Genomic DNA, 24,994 nt, shown 5'->3' on the forward strand with positions numbered 1-24,994 from the left:
CACCAAACCCACTGGTTGAAATAACCCTGTCTAGTACGAACAGGATCGAGGAGTTGTCGACCGATGAACTTCGGCGAAGGGTTGCATCGATCTAATAAAATCGGTAACCATCCCGCAGGTCGCAAACATGAGACATGAACTCATCGAAGAACTCATGACATCCGGTAGCCGTCACACGGTTGTCTTTTTTCACACTGCACCCGCGTTGGTTCAAGTCTTCGACGAACTCGCCGCCGAACTTGCCCCGGCAATGGTGATCAGACATGTGCTTCGGCCAGATTTGCTGAAGCAGGCAATCGACATCGGAAGTGCGACTGCCGAGATCATTGAGGCCGCCGCAGAGGCGATGCTTCGACAGACGGGGCCGCATGTCGATGCGGTCATTTGCACGTGCTCGACGATCGGCCAGGCCGCCGACCTGGCCAACCTGCAGCGACCGGTATTCAGGATAGACCGACCGATGGCACGCAGATGCGTTGAATTGGGCGGGCGCGTTCTGGTGCTTGCGACAGTTGGCACGACGATTGCCCCGACGGTCGAATTAATAACTTCTGAAGCAAGCGCGGCAGGTCGTACCTTGTCGGTCGAAAGCTCGGTTCTTGAACGTGCTCGTAGGCTGTTTCTGGAGGGTCGCCAGGACGATTACCTGGACGCTATTGCGCAGGGCATCTCGGCGGCCACACAGGATGCAGATGTAGTCGTCTTGGCGCAGGCCTCGATGGCTGCGGCGCTGCCTCTAGCGAAACACAGCGCCGTGCCCGTTCTGAGTAGTCCCCGCATTGGTTTCGAGGGCATATTACAGGACTTGTCTCGCCGAGTTGACTGAACGTGTCCGCCGCTCGTCCATACCGCGGACTGAAGAAAGGAAATGCGTGTGGGGAATGCCGGCCAGCCAATCGACTTGCGGAGCGACACAGTCACCAAACCCACGCGCGAGATGCTTGACGCGATGGCACGTGCGGATTTGGGCGATGATTTTTTTCGCGATGATCCGACCGTTATGGCTTTTGAAGAGGAGGCCGCGGATCTCCTTGGCCTTGAGGCGGCGATGCTCGTCATCAGCGGAACAATGGGCAACATCGTTTCATGTTTGGCGCAGTCGTCGAGAGGCGAATCGTTCATCGTCGAATCGCGTGCCCACATTCAAATCAACGAAAGCGGGTGGCCATCGACGCTTGCCGGGCTGACGCCTCGGCCGGTGACCGGCACGAATGGAGTGATCTCGCCGCAATCCCTCGAGGAGGCAATTCAGGACAGCCGTAGCAGACTTGGCGTGCCCTCAAGTCTGCTGTGCCTTGAGAACACTCACAACGCAGCTGGCGGCAGGGTCATGACCCCTGCGCAGATCGCAACGCTTGCCGGCTTGGCGCATACAAATGGTTTGCGGGTACATCTCGATGGTGCCCGGATTTTCAACGCCTCGGTCGCTCTTAATGCGCCTGTCCGCGAATTCGTTCGCGATGTCGATACAGCGACCTTCTGCTTGTCGAAAGGGTTGAGCTGCCCCCTCGGTGCCGTAGTTGCCGGGGGAGCGGACGTAGTTAAGGAGGCGCGCCGCTGGCGTCAGGTCGTGGGTGGCGGCATGCGCCAGGCAGGCATCATTGCTGCGGCCGGCCAGGTGGCCTTGCGGACTATGGTGGACCGGCTTCAGCAGGATCACGAGAACGCGCGACTTCTGGCGTCCAGATTGCAGGCCGCGGGCTTCGACATCGATGTGCAGGCGGTCGAGACCAACATTCTGTTCGTCAAGCTCCCCGAGCACGGGTTCGATCCTCACCTGCTCCACGCTGGACTGATCGGCAGGGGAGTTGTCGTCAATCCACCGAGAGGCGGCCGGGTGCGGCTGGTCATCCATCGGCACGTATCGAAGTCCGATGCCATGACGGCAGCAGATCTGTTTATCGAGGCCTTCCATGCCGCGCAAGGCGAGGATGGTTCGCCCGACCAGCGCCGCGTCGCCGACGGCGCGGCTGTTTATTGATGCCCGGGGTGGAAATGAGTTCCTGGCCTGGATGCATAGCGGGAGCGCTGATGGGAGCGATGCAAATTGCTGCGTCGACCCCTCAAGTGTCGGTCGTTGCGACGGAACTTCGGCGGTCCGCCGATTCGCGAGATTAGGCGATGCTGCTTGGCGTGATCGCGGACGATTTCACCGGCGCTAGCGATATTGCCAACACGCTTGCGAAAGGGCTCCCTGGACAAGGGGGCTTGCGAACGGCACAGTTTCTCGGAGTGCCTTCAAGTCCCGCGCCGGAAGGGGTCGAAGCCGGTGTCGTCGCCCTGAAAAGCCGGTCGGTTCCGGCGGGCGAGGCGGTTGCGCAATCTCTCGCGGCGCTGGAATGGCTACGGGCGCAAGGATGCCAGCAGTTCATATTCAAATACTGTTCGACTTTCGATTCCACGCCTGGTGGTAATATTGGACCGGTCGGTGAGGCGCTGGCCGAGATGTTGGGCGTGAAAGGCGTAATTGTCTGCCCGGCGTTCCCTGCGGTTGGTCGGACCGTCTATCAAGGCCACCTCTTCGTTGAGGACCGACTGCTCAACGAGTCCGGCCTGCAGAATCATCCGCTCAACCCGATGACTGATCCGGATATTCGCCGCTGGCTTGCGCGCCAGACGACAACTCCAGTTGGTTTCGTCGCTTTGGCAACCGTCAGTTCTGGTCATTTTGCTCTAGCGACGGCGCTGGAAGAAGCCGCGCAGAACGGTCAGACGCTCATCGTCGTCGACGCCGTCGGGGATGAGGACCTGATTACGATCGGCAAGGCGGCAGCCCTCGCTCCATTGATCACCGGTGGATCTGGTGTTGCCCTTGGGCTCCCAGCAAATTTTCTTGCCGCCGGCCTTGCGTCAGGATCCGGTGACGTCGCGATGGGGGTCAGGGGACCCGAGGCGATCCTTGCCGGAAGCTGTTCGGGCGCGACACGGAAGCAGGTCGAAGTCCATGCGCGAGCGCATCCGGTTTTGGCAATTGACGTTGAGAGAGTGATGGCAGGAGAGGTGACTCCGGAAAGTCTGGTTGCTTTTGCCGAGAGCCATCGCGGCCGCGCGCCTCTGGTGTTCTCTGGAGGCACGCCGCAAGAAGTGGCGGCCTTGCAGCACTGCTTCGGACGCGAAGAGATCGCAGAAAACCTCGACACGCTCTTTGCCGAAACGGCGAAGATGCTGATCAAGCGTGGCACCAAACGGCTGGTGGTGGCAGGCGGAGAGACGTCCGGGGCCGTTGTCTCGGCGCTTGAACTCGGTGCGCTCACTATCGGCCGAGAGATCGATCCGGGGGTACCGGCGCTCTATTCGCATGGCGATGAACCAATCGCCCTGGCGCTCAAGTCCGGGAATTTCGGGTCGCCTGATTTCTTTAGCAAGGCGCTGGCGAGACTGGAGGGTCGATGATGGACGAGAGCAAGCTGCGGCAGGACATTGTCCAGCTGTCGAAGTCGCTCTACGACCGTGGTTTCTCGGTCGGATCAGCTGGCAACATCAGCGCGGGCATTCCCGATGGACTGCTCATCACGCCGACGAATTCCTGCCTTGGCTTTCTCGATCCCGCGAGGATCAGCAAGCTCGATCGGAACGGGAATCATGTCGCCGGCGACCCACCGTCAAAGGAGATATTCCTTCACCGCGCCTTCTATGAAACGCGGCCGCAAACGGGGGCTGTCGTCCATCTCCACTCGACCTATGCCACGGCGCTGTCGTGCCTGTCCGACATTGATCCGCAGGACTGCATTCCGCCGCTGACACCTTATGTGGTGATGCGGGTCGGAACGGTGAGGATGGTGCCGTATGTCCGTCCTGGCGATTCGAAAGCTGGCGATCTGATCCGCGACCTGAAAGGTGCCTGCGCAGCCGTCCTGCTCGCCAATCACGGCCCTGTCGTAACAGGCAAGGATATTACCTCGGCAGTCTACGCGGCAGAGGAGTTGGAGGAAACGGCGAGGCTTATACTGATGTTGCGCGGAATGCCGACGAGGCGATTGACTTCCGAGCAAGTTCACGACCTGAGCGTTGTGTTTGGAAGTTCGTGAGAAAATCCGGCAACGCCGATCGCTTGCCGAGAGGACAGCGCGAACCGACCAACGCGAAAGCTTGCGACCTGAACGATGTCTCGATGGAATCCGGGCTACTCACGGGGTGGACCAATGAGACCTATCTACCATCGACTGTATCCTGCGGCTCGAATGAGCGTGCCGACGGCTCGCAGCGCTGACGAGATCATCTCGTTCTGCAAGCCGCGCAGTTGTAGACGGGTCACCCTGATGACCCAATCCCATATAGATCCCGTGCGACATCGTCACCCCAGCGCTGAGCGGCGTTGGGGCATTTTCGTCATATCCGTGGGGATATCCGTGAGGTAGCGGAAATGCGCGATCGTTAGCTCACTTTTTTTTCTGATCGGAGTGGCTGGATCTGAGCCTGCGACCCCCATCGCGCCAAACGAGATGGCACTAGGGTCTAACAACGTAAATGTGCACGAGACATCTCGGGTCGTGAAGCAAAAATGAATTCACGCCCGCGGAATGGTACGGAATGGTGAGGGAAAGCTTCCGTTTTCGGCCCGCGAAAAAACTAGTGAAATCAATGCACCTGTTCCGTCCTCCGGGCCCACCATTGTCGCTCAATATCAATAATTTATGGCCGACGTCTATCTAAAGTGGGCCACGTGAGCTCCGCTATACCCGCCGTATTCAGATTGAATGTTGTCGCCTGACCACGATCCAAGGGCAGGAGAAGCGATCTTGTGCCTGTTTCTATCCTCTATTTTTGCTCCTGTTCGTCGGTCGGTCGACGACCCCAGCGGCGATCGGCTCGATGCGCTTTTCTGCGCGATCCAGACGGCCTGGGCGTGGACGATGCGAAGCGAGCGATACGGCGCGCCGGAACATCTTGATCCGCTCCAGGGATGGATCGCCGATCCATCCCTCCGCGAGATCCAGCCTAAACCCGGCGCCTCATCGGCTCGGCATCTACTCGGCTGCGCCGCTCTCCGAAGCCAGGGTCGGGCCGGCTTCAGACCGCCTGCGCCGGAATGTCCTGCGCAGAGCAACGTAGAAGACCGGCGTCAGGAAGAGGCCGAACAACGTCACGCCCAGCATGCCGGAGAACACGGCCGTTCCGAGCGATTGGCGCATTTCCGCGCCAGGCCCGCTGGCGATCACTAGCGGCACCACGCCCAGGATGAAGGCGAATGCCGTCATCAGGATCGGCCGCAGCCGCAGCCGGCAGGCCTCGACAGCCGCCTCGACGGCGTCAAGGCCGCGCTCCTCACCTTGGCGCGCGAACTCGACGATCAGGATCGCGTTCTTCGCCGCCAGGCCAATGAGCACGATCAGCCCGATCTGCACGAGGATGTTGTTGTCGAGACCGCGGAAGGCGACGCCTAAGAGGGCGGCCAGCACGCTGAGCGGGATGATAAGCACGATGGCGAACGGCGTAATCCAGCTTTCGTATAGCGCAGCGAGCGCCAGAAAGACGAACAGAACCGACAGGCCGAAGATGAAGACCGCCGTGTTGCCGGTCTGCCGCTCCTGGAAGGCGAGTTCAGTCCATTCGAAGGAAGTGCCCTGCGGCAGCGATTCGGCTGCGATCCCCTCCATCAGGTCGAGCGCCGTGCCCGTGGCGACACCCGGCGCTGCATTGCCCTGAAGCGGCACGGAGACATACATGTTGTAGCGTTGCACGAGCGAGGGACCGGTGACGTCGCGGATCTCGACCAGTGTGCCGAGCGGCACCAGGTCGCCGGCCGCCGAGCGCACCTTCAGCTTCAATATGTCGTCGCGATCGATGCGGAAAGCCTGGTCGGCTTGCGCCCGCACCTGGTAGACGCGACCGAAGGCGTTGAAATCGTTGACATAGGCGGCGCCTAGATTGATCGACAGCGTCTCGAAGATGTTGGGGATCGGCACGTTCAGCATCCGCGCCTTGTCGCGGTCGATCGCCAAGAAGAATTGCGGGCTGGAGGCCGAAAAGGTGGTGAAGACGCCCATCAACCCGGGCGTCTGGTTGGCCTTGCCGGCGATTTCGTTGGCCAGCGCCAGAATCGGCCGCATGTCGGCGCTGTTGCGCTCCTGGAGCATCATCTTGAAGCCGCCGGAGTTGCCGATGCCCCGCACTGGCGGCGGCGGCAGCGCGATGATGAAGGCCTCCTGGATGCTTTGCAGGCTGCCAAACAACGTGCCGATGATCTTGTCGGAAGTATCGCCGCTCTCGAGCCGTTCCTCAAAGCTCTTGAATGGCGCGAAGATCACGCCGGAATTGCTGGCGTTGGTGAATGTCGCGCCGTTGAATCCTGCGAAGGCGACGGCGTTGGCGACACCCGGTGTCTCGCGGATGATATCCGACGCCTTCTGGATGACTGCGTCCGTTCGGGCGAGCGAAGAGCCCTCCGGCAATTGCACGACGACGATCGCATAACCCTGGTCCATGTTCGGGATGAAGCCGCGCGGCACCGTCTGCAGCATGTGATAGGTCGCGTAGAGCAGGCCTGCGAAGACGAGCAGCATGGCGGCAAGCGCCAGAGTCGTCCCGACCAGCCTGTGCACCAGCCACGCATAGCCGTCCGCCATCCTGTCGAACCCGTTGTTGAACCCGTTCGCCAGAGCGCGGCCGAACCTTGCCAGGAAGAAGTTCGAATGTTCCTCGCTGTGCGGCTTGAAAAGCACGCCAGCGAGAGCCGGCGAAAGCGTCAGCGAGTTGAATGCGGAGATCGCGGTGGAGACCGCGATGGTGATGGCGAACTGCAGGTAGAACTGGCCGGAAATCCCGGGAATGAAAGCCGCCGGAACGAAGACGGAGATCAGCACCAGCGAGATCGCGAGGACCGCGTTTCCCACTTCATCCATGGTCTTGTGCGCAGCGGCGCGCGGAGCGAGCCCCAGCCGGATGTTCCGCTCGATATTTTCCACAACCACGATGGCGTCGTCGACAACGATGCCGACCGCCAGCACCAGCCCGAACAGAGTGAGCATGTTGAGCGAGAAGCCGAAGGCGAGCAGCACGGCAAGCGTGCCGATCAGCGAGACCGGTATCGCCACGATCGGCACGATCGCCATGCGCCACGACTGCAGGAACACGATGATGACGATCACCACCAGCAGGATCGCCTCGGCGATGGTGACATAGACCTCGTTGATAGATTCGGCGATGAACTCGGTCGGATTGTAGATGATCTCGTAGGCCAGCCCCTCCGGGAAATCCTCCGAAAGCTCCGCGATGGTCTCCTGGATTTCTTCCGCCGAGGCCAAGGCATTGGTGCCCGGCCGCTGGAAGATGCCGAGCGCCACCGCCGCCTTGTTGTTGAGATAGGAATTGGTGACGTAGTCCCTGGCGCCGAGCTCTATGCGCGCCACGTCCTGCAGGGAGATCAAGCGGCCGTCCTTGGTCGACTTGACTATAACGTAGCGGAACTCGCGCGCGTCTTCGAAGCGCCCTTGCGTGGTGACCGTATACTGGAAGGCCGAGCCGTCGCCAATCGGCGGCGCGCCGATCGAGCCGCCCGACACCTGGACGTTCTGGTCGCGCAGCGCCTGGACTACGTCGCCTGCGGTCATGCCGTAGGCGGACAGCTTTTCCGGGTCGAGCCAGACGCGCAGCGAATATTCGCGCTCGCCGAAGATCTGCACGTCGCCGACGCCGTCCAGCCTCAGGAGGACGTCGCGCACGCGCGAACGCGCATAATTCGAGACGTAGAGCTGATCATATGTGTCGTCGGGCGACAGCATATGGATGACCATCATCAGGTCGGGCGAACTTTTCGCCGTGGTGATGCCGAGCCGGCGCACCTCTTCCGGTAGGCGCGCTTCGGCGATCGAGACGCGGTTCTGGACCAGCACCTGCGCAGCGTCGAGATCGGTGCCGGGGCGGAAGGTGATGGTGAGCGACATCGAGCCTTCGCCGGAGGAATAGGACGACATGTAGAGCATGTGCTCGACGCCGTTGATTTCCTGTTCGATCGGCGTCGCCACGGTCGCGGCGACCGTCTCGGCGTCGGCGCCCGGATAGGAGGCGCGCACCACGATGGTCGGTGGCGCGATTTCGGGATATTGGGCGACCGGAAGCTGCGTATAGGCGATGCCGCCGACGAGCACGAGCACGATCGACAGCACCACCGCGAAGATCGGGCGGTTGACGAAGAAATGGGCGAAGTTCATTGCGTCTGCCCTTCGGCTTCAACCTTGGGCGGCAACGTGGTCATCTCGGACTTGACGGTGACGCCCGGCCGCACTCGCACCAGCCCGTTGATTACCACGGTCTCTTCGCCGGCGAGGCCCTCGCGGATAACGCGATAGCCGTCGATGCGCGGGCCGGTGCGGACCGGCTTGGCCGAGATCAGGCCTGCCTCGTCGACAACGAAGACGATGCGGCGGTTCTGGTCGGCGCCGATCGCTTCGTCAGGCAGAAGCACGCCCGGATGCGGCAGCGAGCCGGGCACGTTGATGCGGCCGAACATGCCTGGCTGCAGCACGCCGTCCTTGTTGTCGAAGCGCGCCCTGGCCCGCATCGTGCCGGTAGCTTCGTCCAGACGGTTCTCGGCGAAGTCGAGCTTGCCCTTGAACGTCGCTTCATCACGGTCGGCGACACGGACGACAACATCGACGCCGCCGGCGCCCTCCTGCATGACGCCGCCGCGCTCGCGGGCGTCGCGCGCATAAGCGAAGTAGGTCCGCTCATCGATGTCGAAATAGAAGTCGATCGGGTCGATCGAGACGATGGTGGTCAGCACGGTCTGGTCGGCCTGCACCAGATTGCCCGGCGAGATGAGCCGGCGGTCGACCCGGCCGGAAAACGGCGCCTTGATCTCGGTGAATTCGAGATCGAGACTTGCGTTTTCAAGTGCCGCCTCCGCGCCGTCCAGTTGCGCTTGGGCGGCGAGATATTCGCGGCGGCGGTCGTCCAGTGTCGAAACCGGTATGTTGCCTTCGCGCGACAGGGTCTCGGCGCGCTCGAACTGCATCTTGCTGAATTCGACCAGGGTCTTGGCCGAGTCGACCTGCGCCTGCGCCTGGTTCAGCGCCGCCTTGAACGGCCGCTGGTCGATGGTGAACAGGAGGTCGCCCTGCTTGACCAGCGTACCGTCCTGGAAATGGACCCGGTCGAGATAGCCGCCGACGCGGGAGCGCAGCGAAACCTGGTCGACGGCTTCGAAACGGCCGACGAACTCATCGTCCTCGACGATATCGCGCACCACGGGCTTGGCTACCGTGACGACGGGCGCGGGAGGCGCTTCCTGCGCCTGTGCGGCCGGGGCCGCGAGCAAGCCGATCGCCGCGAAGGCCGCGGCGGCGAGCCATTTTGCAGGGACGTTTCTGCTGGAGGGGGCGGCCAGAGAATCGTGGCGGAGGCGTGCAGTGTGAACCATGGTTACCCCTCGTAATCGGCCCTTTATGCGAAGTCCGTAACATCTAGGCAGCGGGTGTGCCGCACAAATCAATCTTTTTGAACTGACCACCACAACCGACAGCTTGTTATTGAACAACCTTGACAAGGAAGCGGCTAGCCTGGGAGCGAACGCACATCTCGCGTTTATCCGCTGCGTAGGCATCGCCATGCGCTCGAGCTAAAGCGGATCTGACAAGCCATTGCGCATCCCGACGTGCGGCGGAAATTCTCTATCGTGGCCCTGCATAGGGCGCTCCACAGCGCTGCTGAGTCTGATACTCGAGTTTTGATGAACGAGAAGGGCCACTTCTCAGATAAAGCGCAACGACAAGTATCGGGAGTCTTGCTGTGCAAATTTCTTGAGAGGCCGACGCGCCGGGTCTAGGTAAGGTTTTCCTAGATTGTGTTCATTTTCCAGAGAGTCGGGAGTGCTCATGTCGTCGATCGCCGCCGCCCTGCCTGATTGCCTGCGCTCGGTCGAGCGCCCCGGCGACTTCTGCGTCGGTGGCCTGCGGGAAATCTTCATGCCGACGATCGACGTGGAGGGCGTGGGCAGGATCGCCTTCCCGCTTCCGGCGGCGCAGGCTGAGCGACTGGTCGCCGTAGCCGAGGCGGCACCCCATGGACGCGGCGAGGAAACGGTGCTCGATCGCGACGTGCGCAGAACCTGGCAGATCGACCCGCGCAGGATCCAGATCGGCGGGCGTAGTTGGGAGACGACATTAGCCGAGCTCGTAACCGACGCGGCCCGCGGCCTTGGCGTCGAAGAGCCGGTCGCGGCGGAGTTCTACAAGCTTCTCGTCTATGACTCCGGCAGCTTCTTCCTTAATCACCGGGACACCGAAAAGACGCCCGGCATGTTTGCGACCCTGGTGATCGTGCTTCCCTCTGCTCATCGTGGCGGCGAGCTGGTCGTGCGGCACCTGGGTCGAGAGGTGATGTTCGATCCGCACCCCGAAGATCCGTCGGAAATCGGATTCGCCGCCTTCTATGCAGACTGCTTGCATGAAGTGCGCCCGGTCATCACCGGACATCGCCCGATCCTCGTCTATAATTTGCGCTTCCTCGGCAAGAGACGATCGCTGCGGGCGCCCGACTATCGCGCGGTCGAGGCGCAAATCGCGGACCTGCTGCGCGGCTGGGCTGGCGCGGAGGACGAGCCCGACAAGTTGATCGTGCCGCTCGAGCATGCCTACACGCCGGCGGAGCTGTCGTTCGACGCCCTCAAGGGGGCCGATGCGGGCGTGGCGTCGGTGTTGATCGAGGCGGCAGCGGCGGCGGAGTGCGATCTCCATCTTGTCCTGGTATCGATCGAGGAGAGCGGCAGCGCCGAGCACACCGGCAATTATCGCCGCAGGCGCTGGGATCGAGACGACGAGGGCGATGAAGAATTCGAAGTCGCGGAGGTTTTCGACCGCTCGCTGACCCTGTCCGCGTGGCGGCGTCCGGACGGCGGCGAGATCGGGTTTCACGACTTTCCATTCGATGAGGAGGAGCTCTGTCCGCCCGATGCCTTCGACGAGCTTAGGCCCGACGAGCAGCATTTCCACGAGGCGACGGGCAACGAGGGCGCATCTTTCGAACGTACCTATCGCCGCGCCGGTCTGGTGCTGTGGCCGCGCGCGCGGCGGCTCGCGGTGCTCAACCAGGCCGGCCTCGGGGCGACGCTGCCGTATCTCGAAGACCTGGCGAAGCGCTGGGAGACGAGCGACACCGCCGTCAAGCGACAGTTTTGGGGGGAGGCCGACGAGCTTTCGGGACATATGCTGCGCTCCTGGTCCCGTGCGACATGGCGCAGGGAGGACGATACCGATGCCGGTCGGATGCTCATCGATGAGCTTCTTGCGGAGCTTTCTGCCAAAGGTCATTACGCGGCGTCCGACAACGAGGCGATCGTGCGCGCCGCCGCGCTTCTTCCGCGACCGCGGGCCACGGACTTGCTGGTCGAGATCGTTAGACGCAATGCCGCGGCCCACTTCGGCGCCTGCGCCGATTTGCTGATGCGTTGCGTAGCGGCGCCGAACGAGTCCGTTGCCGACGCCGCGAAGATCGGCGCAGCCTTGATCGACGTCTTGCCGGGTGACCCGGACAAACGTCTGGCGCTTGACCCCTGGGCGCGACCTGGGCCCGTACTGCCTGGTTTCGTCGTCGATCTCCTGACGGCGACGAGCAAGATCGACGCCGGGCTCGCGGCGCGCGCGGTCGAGCACCTGCTGGCCTGGCCCCGGACTTACACGCCGGATGCGGTGCTGGTCCCCGCGGCACTGGCCTTCGCCAAGCGGGCGGAGAGCCTGGCATGGCCGGCCATCGGCCGACTGCGTGAGGCGGCTCTCGACCATCTGCGCGGTCGCATCGCGCTGCCGCTGGAGGCCCCAAGGGATTGGTCGCGGGCCAATCCGCTCAAATGCACATGCGACGACTGCCGCGCACTTGGCGCATTTCTGATCGACCCTCATCAACAACAATGGCGCCTGAGGGCGGCCCAGAACCGGCGCACCCACGTCGAGGAGAGCGTCCGAAACGCCGCGTGCGACGTTGACCTAGCCACCGAAAGGCGCGGCAGCCCGCACACGTTGATCGCGACCAAGAACCAGGCCAGTTACGAGCGACGCGCGAAACAGCGCCGACAGGATCTGGAACATGTATCGGCGCTGGGCGGATGAAGCCGGTCCGCGTTTCCGGGAACAGCAAACCTGGCCACAGGGCGTGCGGTTCAGCCGAAGCCGTCGCCGCTACGAGCGACAGGGACTACTGATGGAGCCGCAGGTTCTGGTGGAGGCGCGACGCGATCTGGAAGATCGGCGACACGGACGACCGGATGCGGGAGAGTCCGAACGACAGCCGCAACGACGAAGGGCCGCCTCCGGATCAGTCTTCAGGGGGAGGTTTCAAACCAGTCCGAACTGTTGCAGACGCGGCGGTGAGCGGATCAACAGTCCGCATTTGAATTTGTTGGCCAGAATCGCATTTTGTCGAGCAAGGAGGTTTTTTGATGCCGAAGTCGTCCCATGAAACTCAGCCGCCACCGATTCAGGCAAGTCTGCGACGGCGAACGGTCATTGATACGGCGCGGCAGCTCGGGCTGCTTGAAGGCGAGAATGGCCGGATCGGCGGTCGGATTCGACGCGACCTCATAGCGGCTGCCAAGGAAAAGTCCGGCATTACCACCGATACAGAACTACTGGAATACGCCTTGGCGAAGGTCGCGCTTGAGGACGACTTTGGGGTAAAGTTGGTCCGCCGGAAGGGCCGGGTCGCGAAAGAAATCGCCCTTGAGTTTTGATCTGTCCCGTGCGCTGCGGCGGATCAAGCCGCAACGCACCAACAGATACTATCCAACGCCGCTCGGCCGCCGATCTGCCTATTCTTCGGAAGCCGATTTCAGCTGGCCTTGAGCTGTTGCTCGATACCTGCGTCTATATCGACGTACTCCAATAGCGCTCTCCCGTAAGCGTGGACGAACTGCTTGAGACCCGATTGTCAATCACTCCACCGTTTGCCTGGCTGAACTGACGCACCTGTTCGGCCGCCTCGATCCGTTGCGCCCGGCCACGAAGACCGTGTCACGCGAAATCCGGCGCACCCTCGAAGACATACAAGGCCACCGGCTCTTTTCCCCATCGGATCCCGCCATGGGCGAGGCCCGAATGCTGGCCGGCTTGGTGATGCGTCTGTCAGGCTCTGCCCGCGGTGAGAGCCCAACCCTGCTGAACGATGCGAGCTTGTATCTCCAAGCGCTGGAACGCGGCTGGATCGTTCTCACACGCAATGTGCGCGACTTCGACTATTTCGATCAGCTTCTGCCAGTGGGTCGTGTTCTTTTCTACGAGCAGGGGTAGCCGGCTGGGGCCCATTGGGTGGCGATATGGGAAGTCAATTCTGGCCCAGGAAAAAGACAATGAAATCAGTGCCGTGAACACGTCCTCCGTCCTCCGGGCCACCAAAGTCCATGAATCAACCACTATGGTCAAATTCAGATTCGCTATGTCCCACGACTCAGGTGCATTCACCGTGAGCAGGCGGTCACCGGACTAAGCCTTGGGTGGGGCCTCCACGCCGGACATTGCAAGAACCGGGGGAGGAAGCCGAGCGCCTTCGATCTTGACCGCAGCCACGGCAGCATTGAGCTGGTGCAGCTCGTCCTCCGTAAAGGTGATGGCAGCGGCCGCAATGTTCTCGTCGAGGTGGGCGGCCTTCGTTGTACCGGGGATCGGCACGATGAACGGCTTCTGTGCCAGCAGCCAGGCCAGCGCCAGCTGGGCGGGTTTGACCTCTTTGCGTTGCGCCCACGTCCGCACGACGTGGACGAGCGCCATGTTGGCCGCCAAGGCATCCTCGGCCATGCGGGGAACCCAGGCGCGGAAGTCTTTCTCGGGGTCGTCGCCAAAGCGGCTTCCTGCTGTAATCGTGCCGGTCAGGAAACCATAGCCCAGCGGAGCCCAGCTTACGAAGCCGATGCCCAGTTCCTCGCACAGAGGCAGCACGTCGGCCTCGGGACCACGCCAGACCATCGAATATTCGTTCTGGATGGCGGCGAGCGGCAGAACCGCGTGCGCGCGTCGGATGGTCTCCAGTCCCGGCTCCGAGAGCCCGAAATGCAGAACCTTGCCCTCGGCGACGAGATCCTTGACCGCGCCGGCGACGTCTTCGATCGGCACCCGCGGGTCGACCCGGTGCTGGTAGAGCACGTCGATGCGGTCGGTGCGCAGGCGGCGCAAGCTGCCTTCGACGGCGCGCTTGATGTGCTCGGGCCGGCTGTTCAGGCCCGCTCCGATTTTGCCGGTCTCAAGGTCGACGTTGAACCCGAACTTACTCTCCAGAACGACAGTCTCGCGCAGCCCCTGCAGCGCATCGCCAACGATCTCCTCCGAAATGAAGGGTCCATAGACTTCCGCCGTGTCGATGAGGGTGACGCCTTGGTCCACCGCGCGCCTGATAAGCGCAACGGCGGCGGAGCGATCAATGGGGCTGCCGAAATAATCCTGGGCTGTGCCGTCGTCCTGGCCAGGTTTCCACTGGCATCCGAGCCCGACGGGAAACACCTCGAGGGCGCCCAGCTTGCGGCGCTGGCTCGCGGGTTGCGGGCTGGCCGTTTGCGCCGCCGCTTCGCCAAGCGAAGACAGCAGCCAGGGCGCTACGCCGAGAAAAGCTGCCGACGCCAGAAATTGCCGCCGCTGCGGGTTGTCAATGTTTGAGGGAGACTGATTGACTCGGTGAGATTTCGTCATGTCACGATCCTTGGCTCGGGATACGCCATGAGGCTAGCGCGGATGCTCGGTGCGGTCGCCGGCCTTCAAAGGGTGGTTTGCTGAAGATAGACACGGCCGGCGCCACGGACAGGCTCGATTCTTGCTCACTTCGTGGCTCGCCGGGTTCAGGCGAAGCTGTCGCCCGAAAGCCTATCGGTGCCGGATCGACTGAGTCCGCGCCTGCCTGCCTATGCCTGATGGCGGCACGCCGTACTGCCGCCGGAACAGTTGACGAAAATGGTGCAGGTTCGAGAACCCCGCAGCCGCAGCCGCCTGCGGCACGGTTGCCTGGGTCGACCGCAGTGCGTGAAACGCTCGATCCAGCCGACTTACGGTTACAAAGCGATGCGGTGGCATGCCGAAGGTGTTGGCAAAACTGCGCGCAAAGTGAAACGGGCTGAGCGCGGCCGCCTCGGCAAGATCTGCCAAGGTCAGCGGTTTGTCGCCGATGTCCAGCACCAGTTCCACCACACGCTGACGCCGCCGCGCGTCAAGCGTTCGCCGGATACCCTCGCGGCCACCGAAGTGCCGCCGCAGCACCTGGGCATAGGCGGCGCGAACCAGTGTCTCGGCCTCCAGATCCGACATGGGTATCCACCCGCGCAGGGCGGCGCGCAGCCTGGTCGCGACCGCCTGAATTATCGGGTCCTGCCAGCCATGCACGTCGTCGAGATCGGCGTGGCTTTCGACACGCATGTCCCGCGCCATCTCGCGGCGTAGCCCGGACGCCCCGGTGATTTCCAGAACGTCGGAGGGTGAGTCCGTCTCCAACCAGGCGATCGGCGTGTCGCCGCCAAGCCCGATTGTCATAGGCGGCACGGGCCGCGGCCTTGCAGCGCCATCGGCTAGGCGCACAACGGCATCCGCCTGGCCTGTGAAAGCCATAGCGATCGACCCGGGCGCCGACGCCGAGTCGATCTCGCCGTCGCGCCATGCCGGCAAAAGGCAATGCGCCAAACGGAAGGTCTTGCTTTCCCGGCGGATGATGTCGGGTTGCGCGCGGCTGGTCATCCTTCGGCTTTTCCCGCTGACGTGGTAGGCGAAAACGGCCGCCTGAGCGGCTCCGCGGCTACAGTACGCCGCTGATTTGCGGCATTTTTCCGTCCGCGGCCCTTCTCATCGGTCCGCCAAAACGGCAGAATGACTGCGGTGCCAAACACGTTGCCCACGGCGCGGCGGCCGATAAGAGAGCGATCAAATGCGCCTCGCGATGCGATTGCCATCCGCTTTCTGTTGGCCTCGCGGACATAGTCGTCAGTCCCCGTCATCGAGGAATGTCCCATAGCCTGCATTATGGCGCGCGCCCATGAAAGCGGCCTCTACCACGCCGTTCTAGCAGTGGCCTCGCCCTAAACTCGAACCATGAGGAATATTGATCCACGCTATTTAATGTGGAGTTCCTCATCGAGGTTTGGGCGTGGGCCGGCGGCAGCTCGCTGTCGCCGATTTGCGTTCCCCATCTAGATCTGCACAGAACGCTAGCACATGACGGCTTTCTCCGATCCGGTCGGGGGCGGGCGCATTCGTTGAGCTGAAGAGTCGAGAGGGCCGCGGGATCGCGGGTTATCGATCCAATCTGAAACCCATGCGGCCGCTGTTTTCTTACTTTGGTTGCTCGGACCAACGGGAAATTAATGAACGAGGGAGCGTGACGAGCTTGTTTGAGGTATCTCGCAGCCAGTGTTGCTGTGCGACTTCATCGGCAACCGCCCCTGAGACGGTGGACCCGATTGTTGCCGCCATGACGCGGCGCTGGCTGGTCAGGATGATCGAACTGCACCGAGTCATTGAATGCCTGCCAGAACAGGCGGTTGGATTTCCGCGCCATCGCCTGTTCGGGATCGATCACCTGTTCGTTTGATTCGATGCTGCCGTCACTCTCATCCTCAACGCGCAGGGGGCGGCCCGCATCGGTCATCAGGACGCGCTGGCGAATGACCTCAGTCTGGATGGGAATGGAAGGAACGATCAACGTGCGATTGATCCTGGCTATCTTTCCAGAGCTGAATCTCCAGCAAGGAAAATCGGTCTGCTGCCAAACCGGACGAATTAAGATGGTCCGAGATCGCGTGAAGGTCGGATCGGATGCCGTCACCTGCCACGATCAATAGAAATCTCCGAGATCGAGAGAGCGTGACACTGCATCGACGAAAGTGCTTTCGTCGAGCTTGGGCCAACGCTGCTTCGCGAGATCGTAAATCGGGTTGAGGGATAAGTGATTCCCCGTGCTTTGCCTCACCTTGGCTGTCAGGTCTCCATAGGTCAGTCCGCGCGTGAGCGCGGCATACTCCAGCGTTTGGGCGATTACCTCCCGGCGCGCCTGAGGATTGCGCCAGAGCTTGCACTCGATCAGGACTAGGCGTCCTGTTCGGCTGACTCCAAGAATGTCCAGGAAGACGACACCGCCTTCGCGGGTCAGCGGAAGCTCGCGGACGATCGGAACGAAATTGCCTGCATCGGCATCCATACGATCGAGGATAACCAGTTCGGGACTCTCGAAAAGCAGCAATTGTAACCACTCCTCGTCGTGCGCTCCCTCGCCAGCGTGAAGGCGTGAGCGCTTGAAGAACGATGGGCGTTCGGCATCGCTCGGGATGAACATTGCAACCAATTGAAACGCCCCCTGTAGATAAGTTTGCAGCGACATCATGCGTCTCCGTCAATGTCAACGGCATGTGCGATGGTCACTGACATGGGGAGAATGGCCGAGAGGCGGGCGGACACGAATGGAAAATGATCAGCTGCGATTGATGGCGTGGAATTGTGCCGGAGGACTTCATCGCAAGACGAAGCCGATAGAGCTCGCAGCGCCAGACATGCCATCCTGTCCGAAGCACCGGAGAACTGCGCTGCGCTCGTTTCTGAAAGTGCGTCCGGGGTTTGGACAGGTGTGAACCCGAACTACAGACTCGCAGTCATCGGAACCAACGGATGGCGGATCGAACGTGTCCCAATCGTCGTTGATGAACGCTTGTTCCTTCCTGTGAGAGCTGTTCGCGGCGGGGAAGAGTTATACGTCGTCGGTGTCTGTGCCAACGCGCGCTAGCCCACCAGCAAGGGGCCAGAGCCGGACGGTGGTGTCCCAGGATGCCGAAGCCAGCATCGATCCGTCGCGTGACAGTTCGAGGTCGGCGACAGGTCCGGTGTGACCCTCCAGAATTTGGGCCGGCTCGCCTCGACCGATTTGCCAGAGCGCGATGCGATCATCCGCGCCGGCGCTGGCAAAGCGCCCGTTAGGCAGTACCGCGACGGCACTTACCTCACATTCGTGAAAGAGCAGCACGTCCCGCGCTTCGCCGGTCTCAAGCGACCAGATGATCGTCTTGGTGTCAAAACTGCCGGTTGCCGCCGTCTTTCCGTCCGGCGCCACGCAAATCCCCCGCACCGGACCGCCATGCCGCGCAGTTCCGCACTATGTGCCGTCGCGCCGGCGAGGCAAACAGCAGCGAGCAACGCTATTGCGAGCGTCTTATGCATTGCGCATCATACATTTCCGTGTTCCGCTGGCGGGCAGCGTCTTCGCCGGGCAGCAGCATGCGATCGCGACCCGACCAGCCGCACAGTCCAAGCTATTAGAGGCAATCCTATGACTCAAAACATGGAAACCGATCCCTTCAACGTGTCGATGCGCAAGTTCCTGAAGCAGGTCGGCGTAACCTCGCAGCAGGCGATCGAAAAGGCCGTGGCGGATGCGGGACTGAAAGGGCAGGGGCGCCTGACCGTGCGGGCCGTGATTACGGCTGAACGCGCCGGTCTGCACCACGTCGTCGAAGGCGATATCGAGCTTGGCTGAATAGGTTCAGCGGTGCGCCCGGCGCCCCATCGACACCCCATGGAAGAACCGGACCTGCCCTTAAAAACTAACGGCCAGCAACTCTTCTTCCCGAACGCTGAGCAGAAGCGCTCCTGAAGTCGGTTGCAAAGCGGGTTGCATCTGCCCCATCATCGCACATGAAGAGAATGCAGCCTTCCCTCGGCGCGCTGACCGGTCTCGAAGCGGCTCTCGCCGCACTCCTCGACGGGGTGGTACCGGTTGCGCCCACTCTTTTGCCGCTTTGCCAGACGTTTGGAAAGATTGGGGCCGCTATGCCGCCCCTGGTACACGCGCAGCCCACCCGCGACACGGCAAAGACAGATGGCTGGGCGTGTCGCGCGCTCGATCTTGCCGGTGCGTCGGCCTATTCGCCGCTGCCGCTGATGGCAATTCCGGTCTGGGTAGAGGCAGGCGTCGCCATGCCGGAGGGATGCGATTGCGTTCTCGATGCCGATCTCATCGATTGCAGCGGCCCGATGCCCCAGGCGCTCGGGGAAGCAGCGCCGGGCCAGGGCGTGCGCCGCGCTGGCGAGGACATGGAGGCGGGCCGACCACTCATCATTGCAGGGCACAGGCTGTCGGCCGCGGACCTCCTCGCCCTGCGGAGTGTAGGGATTGGTGAAATTGCGGTGCGGGCACCGCAGTTGCGCCTGATCGATGTCGCCGCCCCGGCGAGCGATACTTTAACGGGGCATTTTATCGCCGACCTCGCAAGAGCCTCTGGCGCGACGGTGTTCGATATCGAAACGGTTACGCGCGACGCCAGATCCGTCGCCCAGGCCCTTGCGAGTGCAGCCGGCGATTTGATCATCCTGATTGGAGGCACTGGTGCGGGGCGCGCCGACGCAACGCCCGACGTGCTTGCCGCGCGTGGGGCGCTCATCGCCCACAACATAGCGCTGCAGCCCGGCCGAACCGCGGCGATCGGCCGGCTCGACGCGGTCCCGATAATTGCTCTGCCCGGAGCGCCCGATCAGGCCTTTGCCGCCTTTCTTGCGCTGGTTCAGCCGACCATCGATCGCCTGTCGGGCAGGAGCGCCCGGCGACAGACGGTCCTGGCACTGGAGCGAAAAATCTCCTCCACGGTCGGGCTGGCCGAGATCGTCCTCCTGAAGCAGGAACAAGACAGATGGGCCCCACTTGCGATAGGAGATTTTTCCCTGGACGTGATCCGCATGGCGGATGCATGGCTTGCTATTCCAGGTGGCAGTGAGGGGTGTGCTGCGGGAACAGCTGTCGGCGCCTTTGTGTTCGATGATCCCAGATGAGTAAGTCATGACCAGATCCACCCGCCAAGATACCGGCCAGGAGCAGTTCCTGACGGTCCTGTCGCGCGACGAGGCGCTCGCCCGTTTCGAGGCGGCGCTATTTCCGCGAACGATCCCGACCGAAGAACTGACGCTTGCGGATGCGCTTGGGCTGGCGCTTGCCGATGATGTCATGGCTCCTATCGACGTGCCTCCCTTCGACCGTTCGAACGTCGATGGTTTTGCCGTGCGCGCCGCCGACATGGCCACCGCGTCGGAGGCCCTTCCTGCCAGGCTCCTGCTCAACCACGAAACTATCGCATGCGGTGTTGCCCCGCAAATACCTGTGCTCGCAGGCACCGCCACCTCCATCTCGACGGGCGGTCCCGTGCCGCGCGGCGCCGATGCCATCGTCATGGTGGAGCACACTCAACCCACCGAAGGTGATGCCATCGAGGTCAGGCGCGGAGCCTCGCCCGGCCAGTTCATCTCGAATGCCGGATCCGATATTGCCCGCGGTGAGGTTCTGCTGCGTGCCGGAACGGTGATCGGCTCGCGAGAAATTGGCATGCTTGCCGCCTGCGGAATTGCGCTGGTGACGGTGGCGCGCAAGCTGCGCGTGGCGGTTTTGTCGACTGGCGACGAACTTGTCCAACCGGGCGACGCCCTGCGACCCGCCGGCATTTACGACGCCAATGGGGCAATCGTCAGCGCCGCGATAACTGAAAATGGCGGCGAGGCGAGCTTTCTCGGCGCGTATCCGGATGACGAAGCCAAGCTGGAAGCCGCCATGCGCGAGGCGCTAGCGGCCCATGAGGTGCTGATACTGTCGGGCGGGACGTCCAAGGGCGCCGGTGATGTCAGCCACCGCATCGTGAACCGTCTCGGCGCGCCCGGCATCGTTGCCCATGGCGTGGCGCTGAAGCCGGGAAAGCCGCTCTGTCTCGCCGTTTGCGACGGCAAACCGGTCGTCGTGCTGCCGGGATTTCCGACTTCGGCCATGTTCACTTTGCACGACATGATCGTACCTTTGCTGCGCCGCATGGCGGGCCTGCCGCCTCGGACCGAAGCGAAGGTCACGGCAAAGGTTCCGCTGCGCATTCCATCCGAACTCGGCCGCACGGAGTTCGTGATGGTATCGCTGGTCGAGGGTGATGAGGGGCTTGTCGCCTATCCCACCGGCAAGGGCTCGGGGGCGATAACCTCCTTTGCCCAGGCGGATGGCTTCATCAGCATCGAAGCTTTAGCCGACAATATGCCTGCCGGAAGCGAGGCTTCGGTCACGCTGTTCACACCGCACGTCCGTGTTCCCGATCTCGTGGTGATCGGCAGCAACTGCACGGGCCTGGATCTCGTCGTGGGCATTCTGTTTCGCGCCGGCCTGACGGTGCGGTCTATCGCGGTCGGGAGCCTGGGCGGCCTGGCCGCGGCTAAACGGAGCGAGTGCGATATCGCGCCCATCCACCTCTTCGACGCCAAGACGCAAAGCTACAATGCGCCGTTCCTGAGCGACGGCCTCGAACTCGTGGAGGGATGGCGGCGCATGCAGGGCATCGTCTACCGCCCAAGCGACATCCGCTTCCAGGGGGCCGACGCAGACGAGGCGGTGCGTGCCGCACTCGCCGATCCAAATTGCATGATGGTCAACCGCAACCAGGGCTCGGGTACACGCATCCTGATCGACCAACTGCTTGGTCCGGCGCGTCCCGACGGATATTGGAACCAGCCCCGCTCGCACAATGCCGTCGCGGCGGCCGTGGCGCAGAACCGAGCAGACTGGGGCGTCACCATTGCGCCGGTGGCGCAATCAGCCGGGCTCGGTTTCGTTGCGCTGAAGGAAGAGCATTATGATTTCGCGCTGGTCTCTGCCCGCAAAGAGCGACCCGCGGTGCAGGCCTTCCTTACCGCGCTCACTTCGCCTGAATTCAACGAGGGGATCGAGCGCATGGGTTTTACCCGGCCTGGCTAAGGTGCCAGAGCCGTTCGGCCTCGGCAAAATCTTCGACCGTGTTGACATTGAAGAATGGATCCACCGGCTTGGCCGGCCAGGACGCGGTGGCAACCTGGTAGCGAGCCGTCCAGAGGTCGATCTTGCGAATGCCCTCTTCGACGAGTGCATCGCGTAACTCATCGCGCATCGCCACTTGCCAGAGTCCGATGACAGGATGCGTCCGGCGCGCTGACATCGCCACCGCCAGATCCGCACCTTTCGCCAAGCGCGCCCGATGCAGCCGTTCGACGAGGTCGCGCGGCAAAAAAGGACAGTCCGCCGCGACGCTGACGATCCATTCGACGTCGGGCCTGTTCTCCTCAGCCCAATCGAGGCCCGCAAGCACCCCAGCGAGCGGCCCCGGATAGTTCTCGACCGGGTCGGCGACGACTGGAAGGCGAAAGCGGTCAAAGCGGGCAGGGTCGCCATTGGCGTTCAGCAAGAGCCCGTCGCATTGCGGGCCGAGGCGATCGAGGACACGATCGAGGATCGTGAGTCCGTCGATCCGACGCATGGATTTGTCGCCACCGCCCATGCGCCGGGCGAGCCCCCCGGCGAGAACGACGCCCAGGGTGGGCACCTTCTTATTCGCCATCGGCGGCTCCCTTGCGTCTGTGACGAGCTGCTTCCTCGTCGACGGAAGCGAGGTCCTGGTCGAAGACAATCCGATCCTCGCCAGACAGCACGGCGAACCGCTTGCCGCGCGCCCGGCCGACGAGCGTCAAGCCTGCCTGACGCGCCAAATCGACGCCCCAAGCGGTAAAACCCGAGCGTGAGACGAGGATCGGAATGCCCATTCGAACCGTCTTGATCGTCATTTCCGACGTCAGCCTGCCCGTCGTATAAAGGATCTTGTCGGCCGGATCGATGCCGTGGCGATACATCCAGCCGGCGATTTTGTCGACGGCATTGTGGCGCCCGACATCCTCCATATAACAGACCGGCGTTCCTTCCTTGCAAAGCACGCAACCATGAATCGCGCCCGCTTCAAGATAGAGCGACGGCGTCGTGTTGATCGTGCGGGTCATTTGGTAAAGCCAGGAGGTGTGCAGTACGGCGGCCGGCAGAGCGGTATTTTCGAGCGCCTCGAGAAGATCGCCGAAAGCCGTACCCTGCGCGCAGCCTGAAGTCTGCGTCCGTTTCTTGAGCTTCTGCTCGTAATTGGTGTTGCGCTCGGTACGAACGATCACGACCTGCAGGTCGTCGTCATACTCGACTTCGGTTACGACGTCGTCGAATTTGAGCATGTTCTGATTGAGCAGGTAGCCCAGCGCCAGATATTCGGGATAATCGCTGATCGTCATCATCGTGACGATCTCCTGCGCGTTCAGATAGAGCGTCAGCGGGCGTTCAACGGGGACGCGCACTTGAATAGGCGCGCCCGTATGATCGATGCCGCTGACCTGTTCGGTCAATCGGATGTCCTCCGGACTCGGCATGATGATGGCGGGGTCTGGTCGGCTTTTCATCTGCTGCATGGCGCTCTCTTGAAAATTGCAATCCCGCTCGCCGGGGTGGATGCATTACCTTCAGCTTGACGTCTACTATATACCCTGTTCAAACGCAGGCCGGTCGACAAAAGCGCCTATACGCGCAGACTGGCTTGCCGGATGGCGCCGAGCTGCCGGTTCGGCCAGATCCACAGAGGCTGAAGGCTCGATGGCGCAACTTTCAGACGACTGCTTCGCTTTCGGCGGCCCGATGCGATCGGTCGATGATACCGCCGCACTGATTGCTTCACGGCTGACCGTTGTGGACGAGACCGAAACCGTCCAGCTGGCGAATGCCGATGGGCGCGTCCTGGCGAGAGATTTAGTTGCGCCGCTGCCCCTGCCGCCTTTCACCAACTCAGCCGTCGACGGCTATGCACTGCGCGGCGACGACCTGCCGGGAACCGCTGAAAAAGCTTTCCTCGTGAGCGACAGGATCCAGGCCGGGGTGGCCTCGGATCGGCCCGCCGCGCCCGGACAAGCCATACGCATCTTCACTGGCGCCCCGCTGCCGGAGGGGGCAGACACGGTCTACATGCAGGAAGATGTCCGTGTCGACGAGACCGGCAGGGTCATTCTTCCGCCGGGCCTGAAAAGGGGAGCCAACGTGCGGCCGGCGGGCGAGGATGTCGCAGCAGGCAAGGTGGTCCTGCAGGCCGGCCAGCGCATGCGCCCGCAAGATGTTGCGCTCGCCGCGGCTCTCGGCATGACGCAGCTCGAAGTCCGGCGCAAAGTTCGCGTCGCGATCTTCTCGACCGGCAACGAGATCGTCGCGCCGGGAAATGTCCGGGGACCGGCCCAGCTTTTCGATTCGAACCGTTTCATGCTTATGGCCATGCTCGCAAGAGTGGGCTGCGAGACCACCGATTTGGGCATTCTGACTGACGACAGCAGCCTGATCGCGGATGTGCTGAGCGAGGCTGCCCCAGGCCAGGACCTGATCCTGGCCTCCGGCGGGGTCTCGACCGGGGAGGCCGACTGCGTCAAGGCAGCACTAGAGAGTGTGGGCACCCTGGTATTCTGGCGGGTGGCCATAAAACCCGGCCGACCGGTCGCCATGGGGGTGATCAGGGGAACAGCCTTCATTGGGCTGCCCGGAAATCCGGTGGCGAGCTTCGTCACATTCGCCCATATTGCGCGCGCCGCGATCTTGGCACTGGCCGGCGCACGGCAGCAGCCACCAATTTCGCGGCCTGTGCGGGCCGCCTTTTCCTACCGAAAAAAGCCGGGGCGACGCGAATATGTGCGGGTAAGCCTGCGTGGAACGCAGGACGGGACATATGAAGCCGTCAAATTCCCGCGCGAGGGCGCGGGCCTGCTGTCTTCTTTGGTCCAAACCGACGGCCTTGTCGAACTCGGCGAGGAAGTAGCCCAGGTAGAGCCGGGTCAGACCGTTCAGTTCCTCGCCTATTCGGACCTGAATTGACGAACGACGTCGGGCCGGCGCACGCAGTTTGCCGAGACCCCTGGCCGCTCTCATTTGCGGCAGCCGGGAGGCCGTGGCCGTTGACGACCGGTAACCGGTCCGCCATGGTGCGCCACCATGACAACGAGACAGCTCGATCTGACGGGATTGAAATGTCCCTTGCCGGCGCTGAAAACCCGCAAGGCGCTCAGCGGCATAAGGCCAGGCGAGCGTCTTGAGGTCCGTTGCACCGATCCGCTGGCGGCCATAGACATTCCCAATCTGATCAACGAAACGGGCGACCGCCTGGAGGCGACGGGACGGGATGGCGACCACATCATTTTCTTGATCGAGAGGGCGCAAGCTGCCCCGGTATAAACCGTGCGACAAATCAGGGCGCAGATCAGTTCTGTCGCGGCGC

Annotated in this window: 21 protein-coding genes; 12 read left to right on the plus strand and 9 right to left on the minus strand. The window is 62.5% G+C overall.

Translation table 11 applies throughout. The features are described from left to right. Positions 1–127: 127 nt before the first annotated feature. The 4 genes from A9K68_RS12705 (at position 128) to otnC (ending at position 4,028) form a co-directional block, all read left to right on the plus strand. The gene (locus tag A9K68_RS12705) at positions 128–826 is read left to right on the plus strand and encodes an aspartate/glutamate racemase family protein (protein WP_082982628.1); all 699 of its coding nucleotides are present in this window, start codon (positions 128–130) and stop codon (positions 824–826) included. A gap of 48 nt (positions 827–874) precedes the next feature. Next, the gene (locus tag A9K68_RS12710) at positions 875–1,981 is read left to right on the plus strand and encodes a GntG family PLP-dependent aldolase (protein WP_163603018.1); all 1,107 of its coding nucleotides are present in this window, start codon (positions 875–877) and stop codon (positions 1,979–1,981) included. 140 nt (positions 1,982–2,121) lie between these two features. Beyond that, positions 2,122–3,393, plus strand: coding sequence for a 3-oxo-tetronate kinase (otnK, locus tag A9K68_RS12715; protein ID WP_065010861.1), 1,272 nt, complete (start codon positions 2,122–2,124; stop codon positions 3,391–3,393). Next, positions 3,390–4,028 (plus strand): 3-oxo-tetronate 4-phosphate decarboxylase, encoded by a 639-nt coding sequence (gene otnC / locus A9K68_RS12720; RefSeq protein WP_348626639.1) that lies wholly within the window; start codon positions 3,390–3,392, stop codon positions 4,026–4,028. The genes otnK and otnC overlap by 4 nt, the downstream gene beginning before the upstream one ends. Before the next feature lie 939 nt (positions 4,029–4,967). On the opposite strand, the gene A9K68_RS12725 is transcribed toward otnC, so the two are convergent. Together A9K68_RS12725 and A9K68_RS12730 are read right to left on the minus strand one after the other, a co-directional pair. Further along, positions 4,968–8,150, minus strand: coding sequence for a multidrug efflux RND transporter permease subunit (locus tag A9K68_RS12725; protein WP_065010862.1), 3,183 nt, complete (start codon positions 8,148–8,150; stop codon positions 4,968–4,970). After that, the gene (locus tag A9K68_RS12730; RefSeq protein WP_246811356.1) at positions 8,147–9,358 is read right to left on the minus strand and encodes an efflux RND transporter periplasmic adaptor subunit; all 1,212 of its coding nucleotides are present in this window, start codon (positions 9,356–9,358) and stop codon (positions 8,147–8,149) included. The genes A9K68_RS12725 and A9K68_RS12730 overlap by 4 nt, the downstream gene beginning before the upstream one ends. Before the next feature lie 454 nt (positions 9,359–9,812). Here A9K68_RS12730 and A9K68_RS12735 point away from each other — a divergent pair, with 454 nt between their 5' ends. From A9K68_RS12735 to A9K68_RS32465, 3 genes are all read left to right on the plus strand, one after another. Beyond that, positions 9,813–12,041 (plus strand): 2OG-Fe(II) oxygenase, encoded by a 2,229-nt coding sequence (locus tag A9K68_RS12735; protein WP_065010863.1) that lies wholly within the window; start codon positions 9,813–9,815, stop codon positions 12,039–12,041. A 329-nt stretch (positions 12,042–12,370) separates the two neighbouring features. Then, positions 12,371–12,661 (plus strand): hypothetical protein, encoded by a 291-nt coding sequence (locus A9K68_RS12740; protein ID WP_203546902.1) that lies wholly within the window; start codon positions 12,371–12,373, stop codon positions 12,659–12,661. Between the two features lie 349 nt (positions 12,662–13,010). Further along, entirely contained in the window at positions 13,011–13,217 is a 207-nt protein-coding gene (locus A9K68_RS32465) for a hypothetical protein (RefSeq protein ID WP_348640715.1), read from the plus strand. A gap of 192 nt (positions 13,218–13,409) precedes the next feature. Here A9K68_RS32465 and A9K68_RS12750 read toward each other — a convergent pair whose 3' ends face one another. The 5 genes from A9K68_RS12750 to A9K68_RS12770 all read right to left on the minus strand — a co-directional run bounded on the left by A9K68_RS12750 (position 13,410) and on the right by A9K68_RS12770 (position 17,997). Further along, positions 13,410–14,606: an aldo/keto reductase gene (locus tag A9K68_RS12750; RefSeq protein WP_065010864.1), complete on the minus strand. Its 1,197-nt coding sequence runs from the start codon at positions 14,604–14,606 to the stop codon at positions 13,410–13,412. A 171-nt stretch (positions 14,607–14,777) separates the two neighbouring features. After that, positions 14,778–15,638: a helix-turn-helix domain-containing protein gene (locus tag A9K68_RS12755; protein ID WP_065010865.1), complete on the minus strand. Its 861-nt coding sequence runs from the start codon at positions 15,636–15,638 to the stop codon at positions 14,778–14,780. A gap of 685 nt (positions 15,639–16,323) precedes the next feature. Further along, on the minus strand, positions 16,324–16,599 hold the full coding sequence (locus A9K68_RS12760; protein ID WP_156768492.1) for a hypothetical protein: 276 nt from the start codon (positions 16,597–16,599) through the stop codon (positions 16,324–16,326). Between the two features lie 132 nt (positions 16,600–16,731). Next, a complete protein-coding gene (locus A9K68_RS12765; RefSeq protein ID WP_203546903.1) occupies positions 16,732–17,277 on the minus strand; it encodes a hypothetical protein in 546 nt (181 codons plus the stop codon). Positions 17,278–17,637: 360 nt separating this feature from the next. Then, positions 17,638–17,997, minus strand: coding sequence for a hypothetical protein (locus tag A9K68_RS12770; RefSeq protein WP_065010869.1), 360 nt, complete (start codon positions 17,995–17,997; stop codon positions 17,638–17,640). Between the two features lie 216 nt (positions 17,998–18,213). Here A9K68_RS12770 and A9K68_RS12775 point away from each other — a divergent pair, with 216 nt between their 5' ends. From A9K68_RS12775 to A9K68_RS12785, 3 genes are all read left to right on the plus strand, one after another. Then, positions 18,214–18,420: a DUF6494 family protein gene (locus A9K68_RS12775; protein ID WP_065010870.1), complete on the plus strand. Its 207-nt coding sequence runs from the start codon at positions 18,214–18,216 to the stop codon at positions 18,418–18,420. A 167-nt stretch (positions 18,421–18,587) separates the two neighbouring features. After that, complete coding sequence (locus tag A9K68_RS12780) at positions 18,588–19,709, plus strand: molybdopterin-binding protein (RefSeq protein WP_348640716.1); 1,122 nt, start codon at positions 18,588–18,590, stop codon at positions 19,707–19,709. 7 nt (positions 19,710–19,716) lie between these two features. After that, entirely contained in the window at positions 19,717–21,657 is a 1,941-nt protein-coding gene (locus A9K68_RS12785) for a molybdopterin biosynthesis protein (RefSeq protein WP_065010872.1), read from the plus strand. Here A9K68_RS12785 and mobA read toward each other — a convergent pair. Continuing rightward, positions 21,641–22,273, minus strand: a complete 633-nt coding sequence (gene mobA, locus A9K68_RS12790) for a molybdenum cofactor guanylyltransferase MobA (RefSeq protein ID WP_065010873.1) — start codon at positions 22,271–22,273, stop codon at positions 21,641–21,643. The genes A9K68_RS12785 and mobA overlap by 17 nt on opposite strands. After that, on the minus strand, positions 22,263–23,156 hold the full coding sequence (gene fdhD / locus A9K68_RS12795) for a formate dehydrogenase accessory sulfurtransferase FdhD (RefSeq protein ID WP_065010874.1): 894 nt from the start codon (positions 23,154–23,156) through the stop codon (positions 22,263–22,265). The genes mobA and fdhD overlap by 11 nt, the downstream gene beginning before the upstream one ends. Before the next feature lie 181 nt (positions 23,157–23,337). On the opposite strand from fdhD, the gene glp reads away from it, so the two are divergent. Together glp and A9K68_RS12805 are read left to right on the plus strand one after the other, a co-directional pair. Then, entirely contained in the window at positions 23,338–24,594 is a 1,257-nt protein-coding gene (gene glp / locus A9K68_RS12800; RefSeq protein WP_065010875.1) for a gephyrin-like molybdotransferase Glp, read from the plus strand. Positions 24,595–24,711: 117 nt separating this feature from the next. Then, positions 24,712–24,951, plus strand: coding sequence for a sulfurtransferase TusA family protein (locus A9K68_RS12805; RefSeq protein WP_065010876.1), 240 nt, complete (start codon positions 24,712–24,714; stop codon positions 24,949–24,951). The last annotated feature ends 43 nt before the right edge of the window (positions 24,952–24,994 follow it).

Source organism: Mesorhizobium sp. AA22 (genome assembly GCF_001672375.2).
GTDB classification, from domain to species: Bacteria; Pseudomonadota; Alphaproteobacteria; order Rhizobiales; family Rhizobiaceae; genus Mesorhizobium; species Mesorhizobium wenxiniae.

Excerpts from the sequence above, each read along its gene's own strand:
- A9K68_RS12705 (WP_082982628.1), top strand. The coding sequence starts at position 128 with ATGAGACATGAACTCATCGAAGAACTCATGACATCCGGTAGCCGTCAC.
- otnK (WP_065010861.1), top strand. The coding sequence starts at position 2,122 with ATGCTGCTTGGCGTGATCGCGGACGATTTCACCGGCGCTAGCGATATT.
- otnC (WP_348626639.1), top strand. The coding sequence starts at position 3,390 with ATGATGGACGAGAGCAAGCTGCGGCAGGACATTGTCCAGCTGTCGAAG.
- A9K68_RS12725 (WP_065010862.1), bottom strand. The coding sequence starts at position 8,150 with ATGAACTTCGCCCATTTCTTCGTCAACCGCCCGATCTTCGCGGTGGTG.
- A9K68_RS12730 (WP_246811356.1), bottom strand. The coding sequence starts at position 9,358 with ATGGTTCACACTGCACGCCTCCGCCACGATTCTCTGGCCGCCCCCTCC.
- A9K68_RS12735 (WP_065010863.1), top strand. The coding sequence starts at position 9,813 with ATGTCGTCGATCGCCGCCGCCCTGCCTGATTGCCTGCGCTCGGTCGAG.
- A9K68_RS12740 (WP_203546902.1), top strand. The coding sequence starts at position 12,371 with ATGCCGAAGTCGTCCCATGAAACTCAGCCGCCACCGATTCAGGCAAGT.
- A9K68_RS32465 (WP_348640715.1), top strand. The coding sequence starts at position 13,011 with ATGGGCGAGGCCCGAATGCTGGCCGGCTTGGTGATGCGTCTGTCAGGC.
- A9K68_RS12750 (WP_065010864.1), bottom strand. The coding sequence starts at position 14,606 with ATGACGAAATCTCACCGAGTCAATCAGTCTCCCTCAAACATTGACAAC.
- A9K68_RS12755 (WP_065010865.1), bottom strand. The coding sequence starts at position 15,638 with ATGACCAGCCGCGCGCAACCCGACATCATCCGCCGGGAAAGCAAGACC.
- A9K68_RS12765 (WP_203546903.1), bottom strand. The coding sequence starts at position 17,277 with ATGATGTCGCTGCAAACTTATCTACAGGGGGCGTTTCAATTGGTTGCA.
- A9K68_RS12775 (WP_065010870.1), top strand. The coding sequence starts at position 18,214 with ATGACTCAAAACATGGAAACCGATCCCTTCAACGTGTCGATGCGCAAG.
- A9K68_RS12780 (WP_348640716.1), top strand. The coding sequence starts at position 18,588 with ATGCAGCCTTCCCTCGGCGCGCTGACCGGTCTCGAAGCGGCTCTCGCC.
- A9K68_RS12785 (WP_065010872.1), top strand. The coding sequence starts at position 19,717 with ATGACCAGATCCACCCGCCAAGATACCGGCCAGGAGCAGTTCCTGACG.
- mobA (WP_065010873.1), bottom strand. The coding sequence starts at position 22,273 with ATGGCGAATAAGAAGGTGCCCACCCTGGGCGTCGTTCTCGCCGGGGGG.
- fdhD (WP_065010874.1), bottom strand. The coding sequence starts at position 23,156 with ATGCAGCAGATGAAAAGCCGACCAGACCCCGCCATCATCATGCCGAGT.
- glp (WP_065010875.1), top strand. The coding sequence starts at position 23,338 with ATGGCGCAACTTTCAGACGACTGCTTCGCTTTCGGCGGCCCGATGCGA.
- A9K68_RS12805 (WP_065010876.1), top strand. The coding sequence starts at position 24,712 with ATGACAACGAGACAGCTCGATCTGACGGGATTGAAATGTCCCTTGCCG.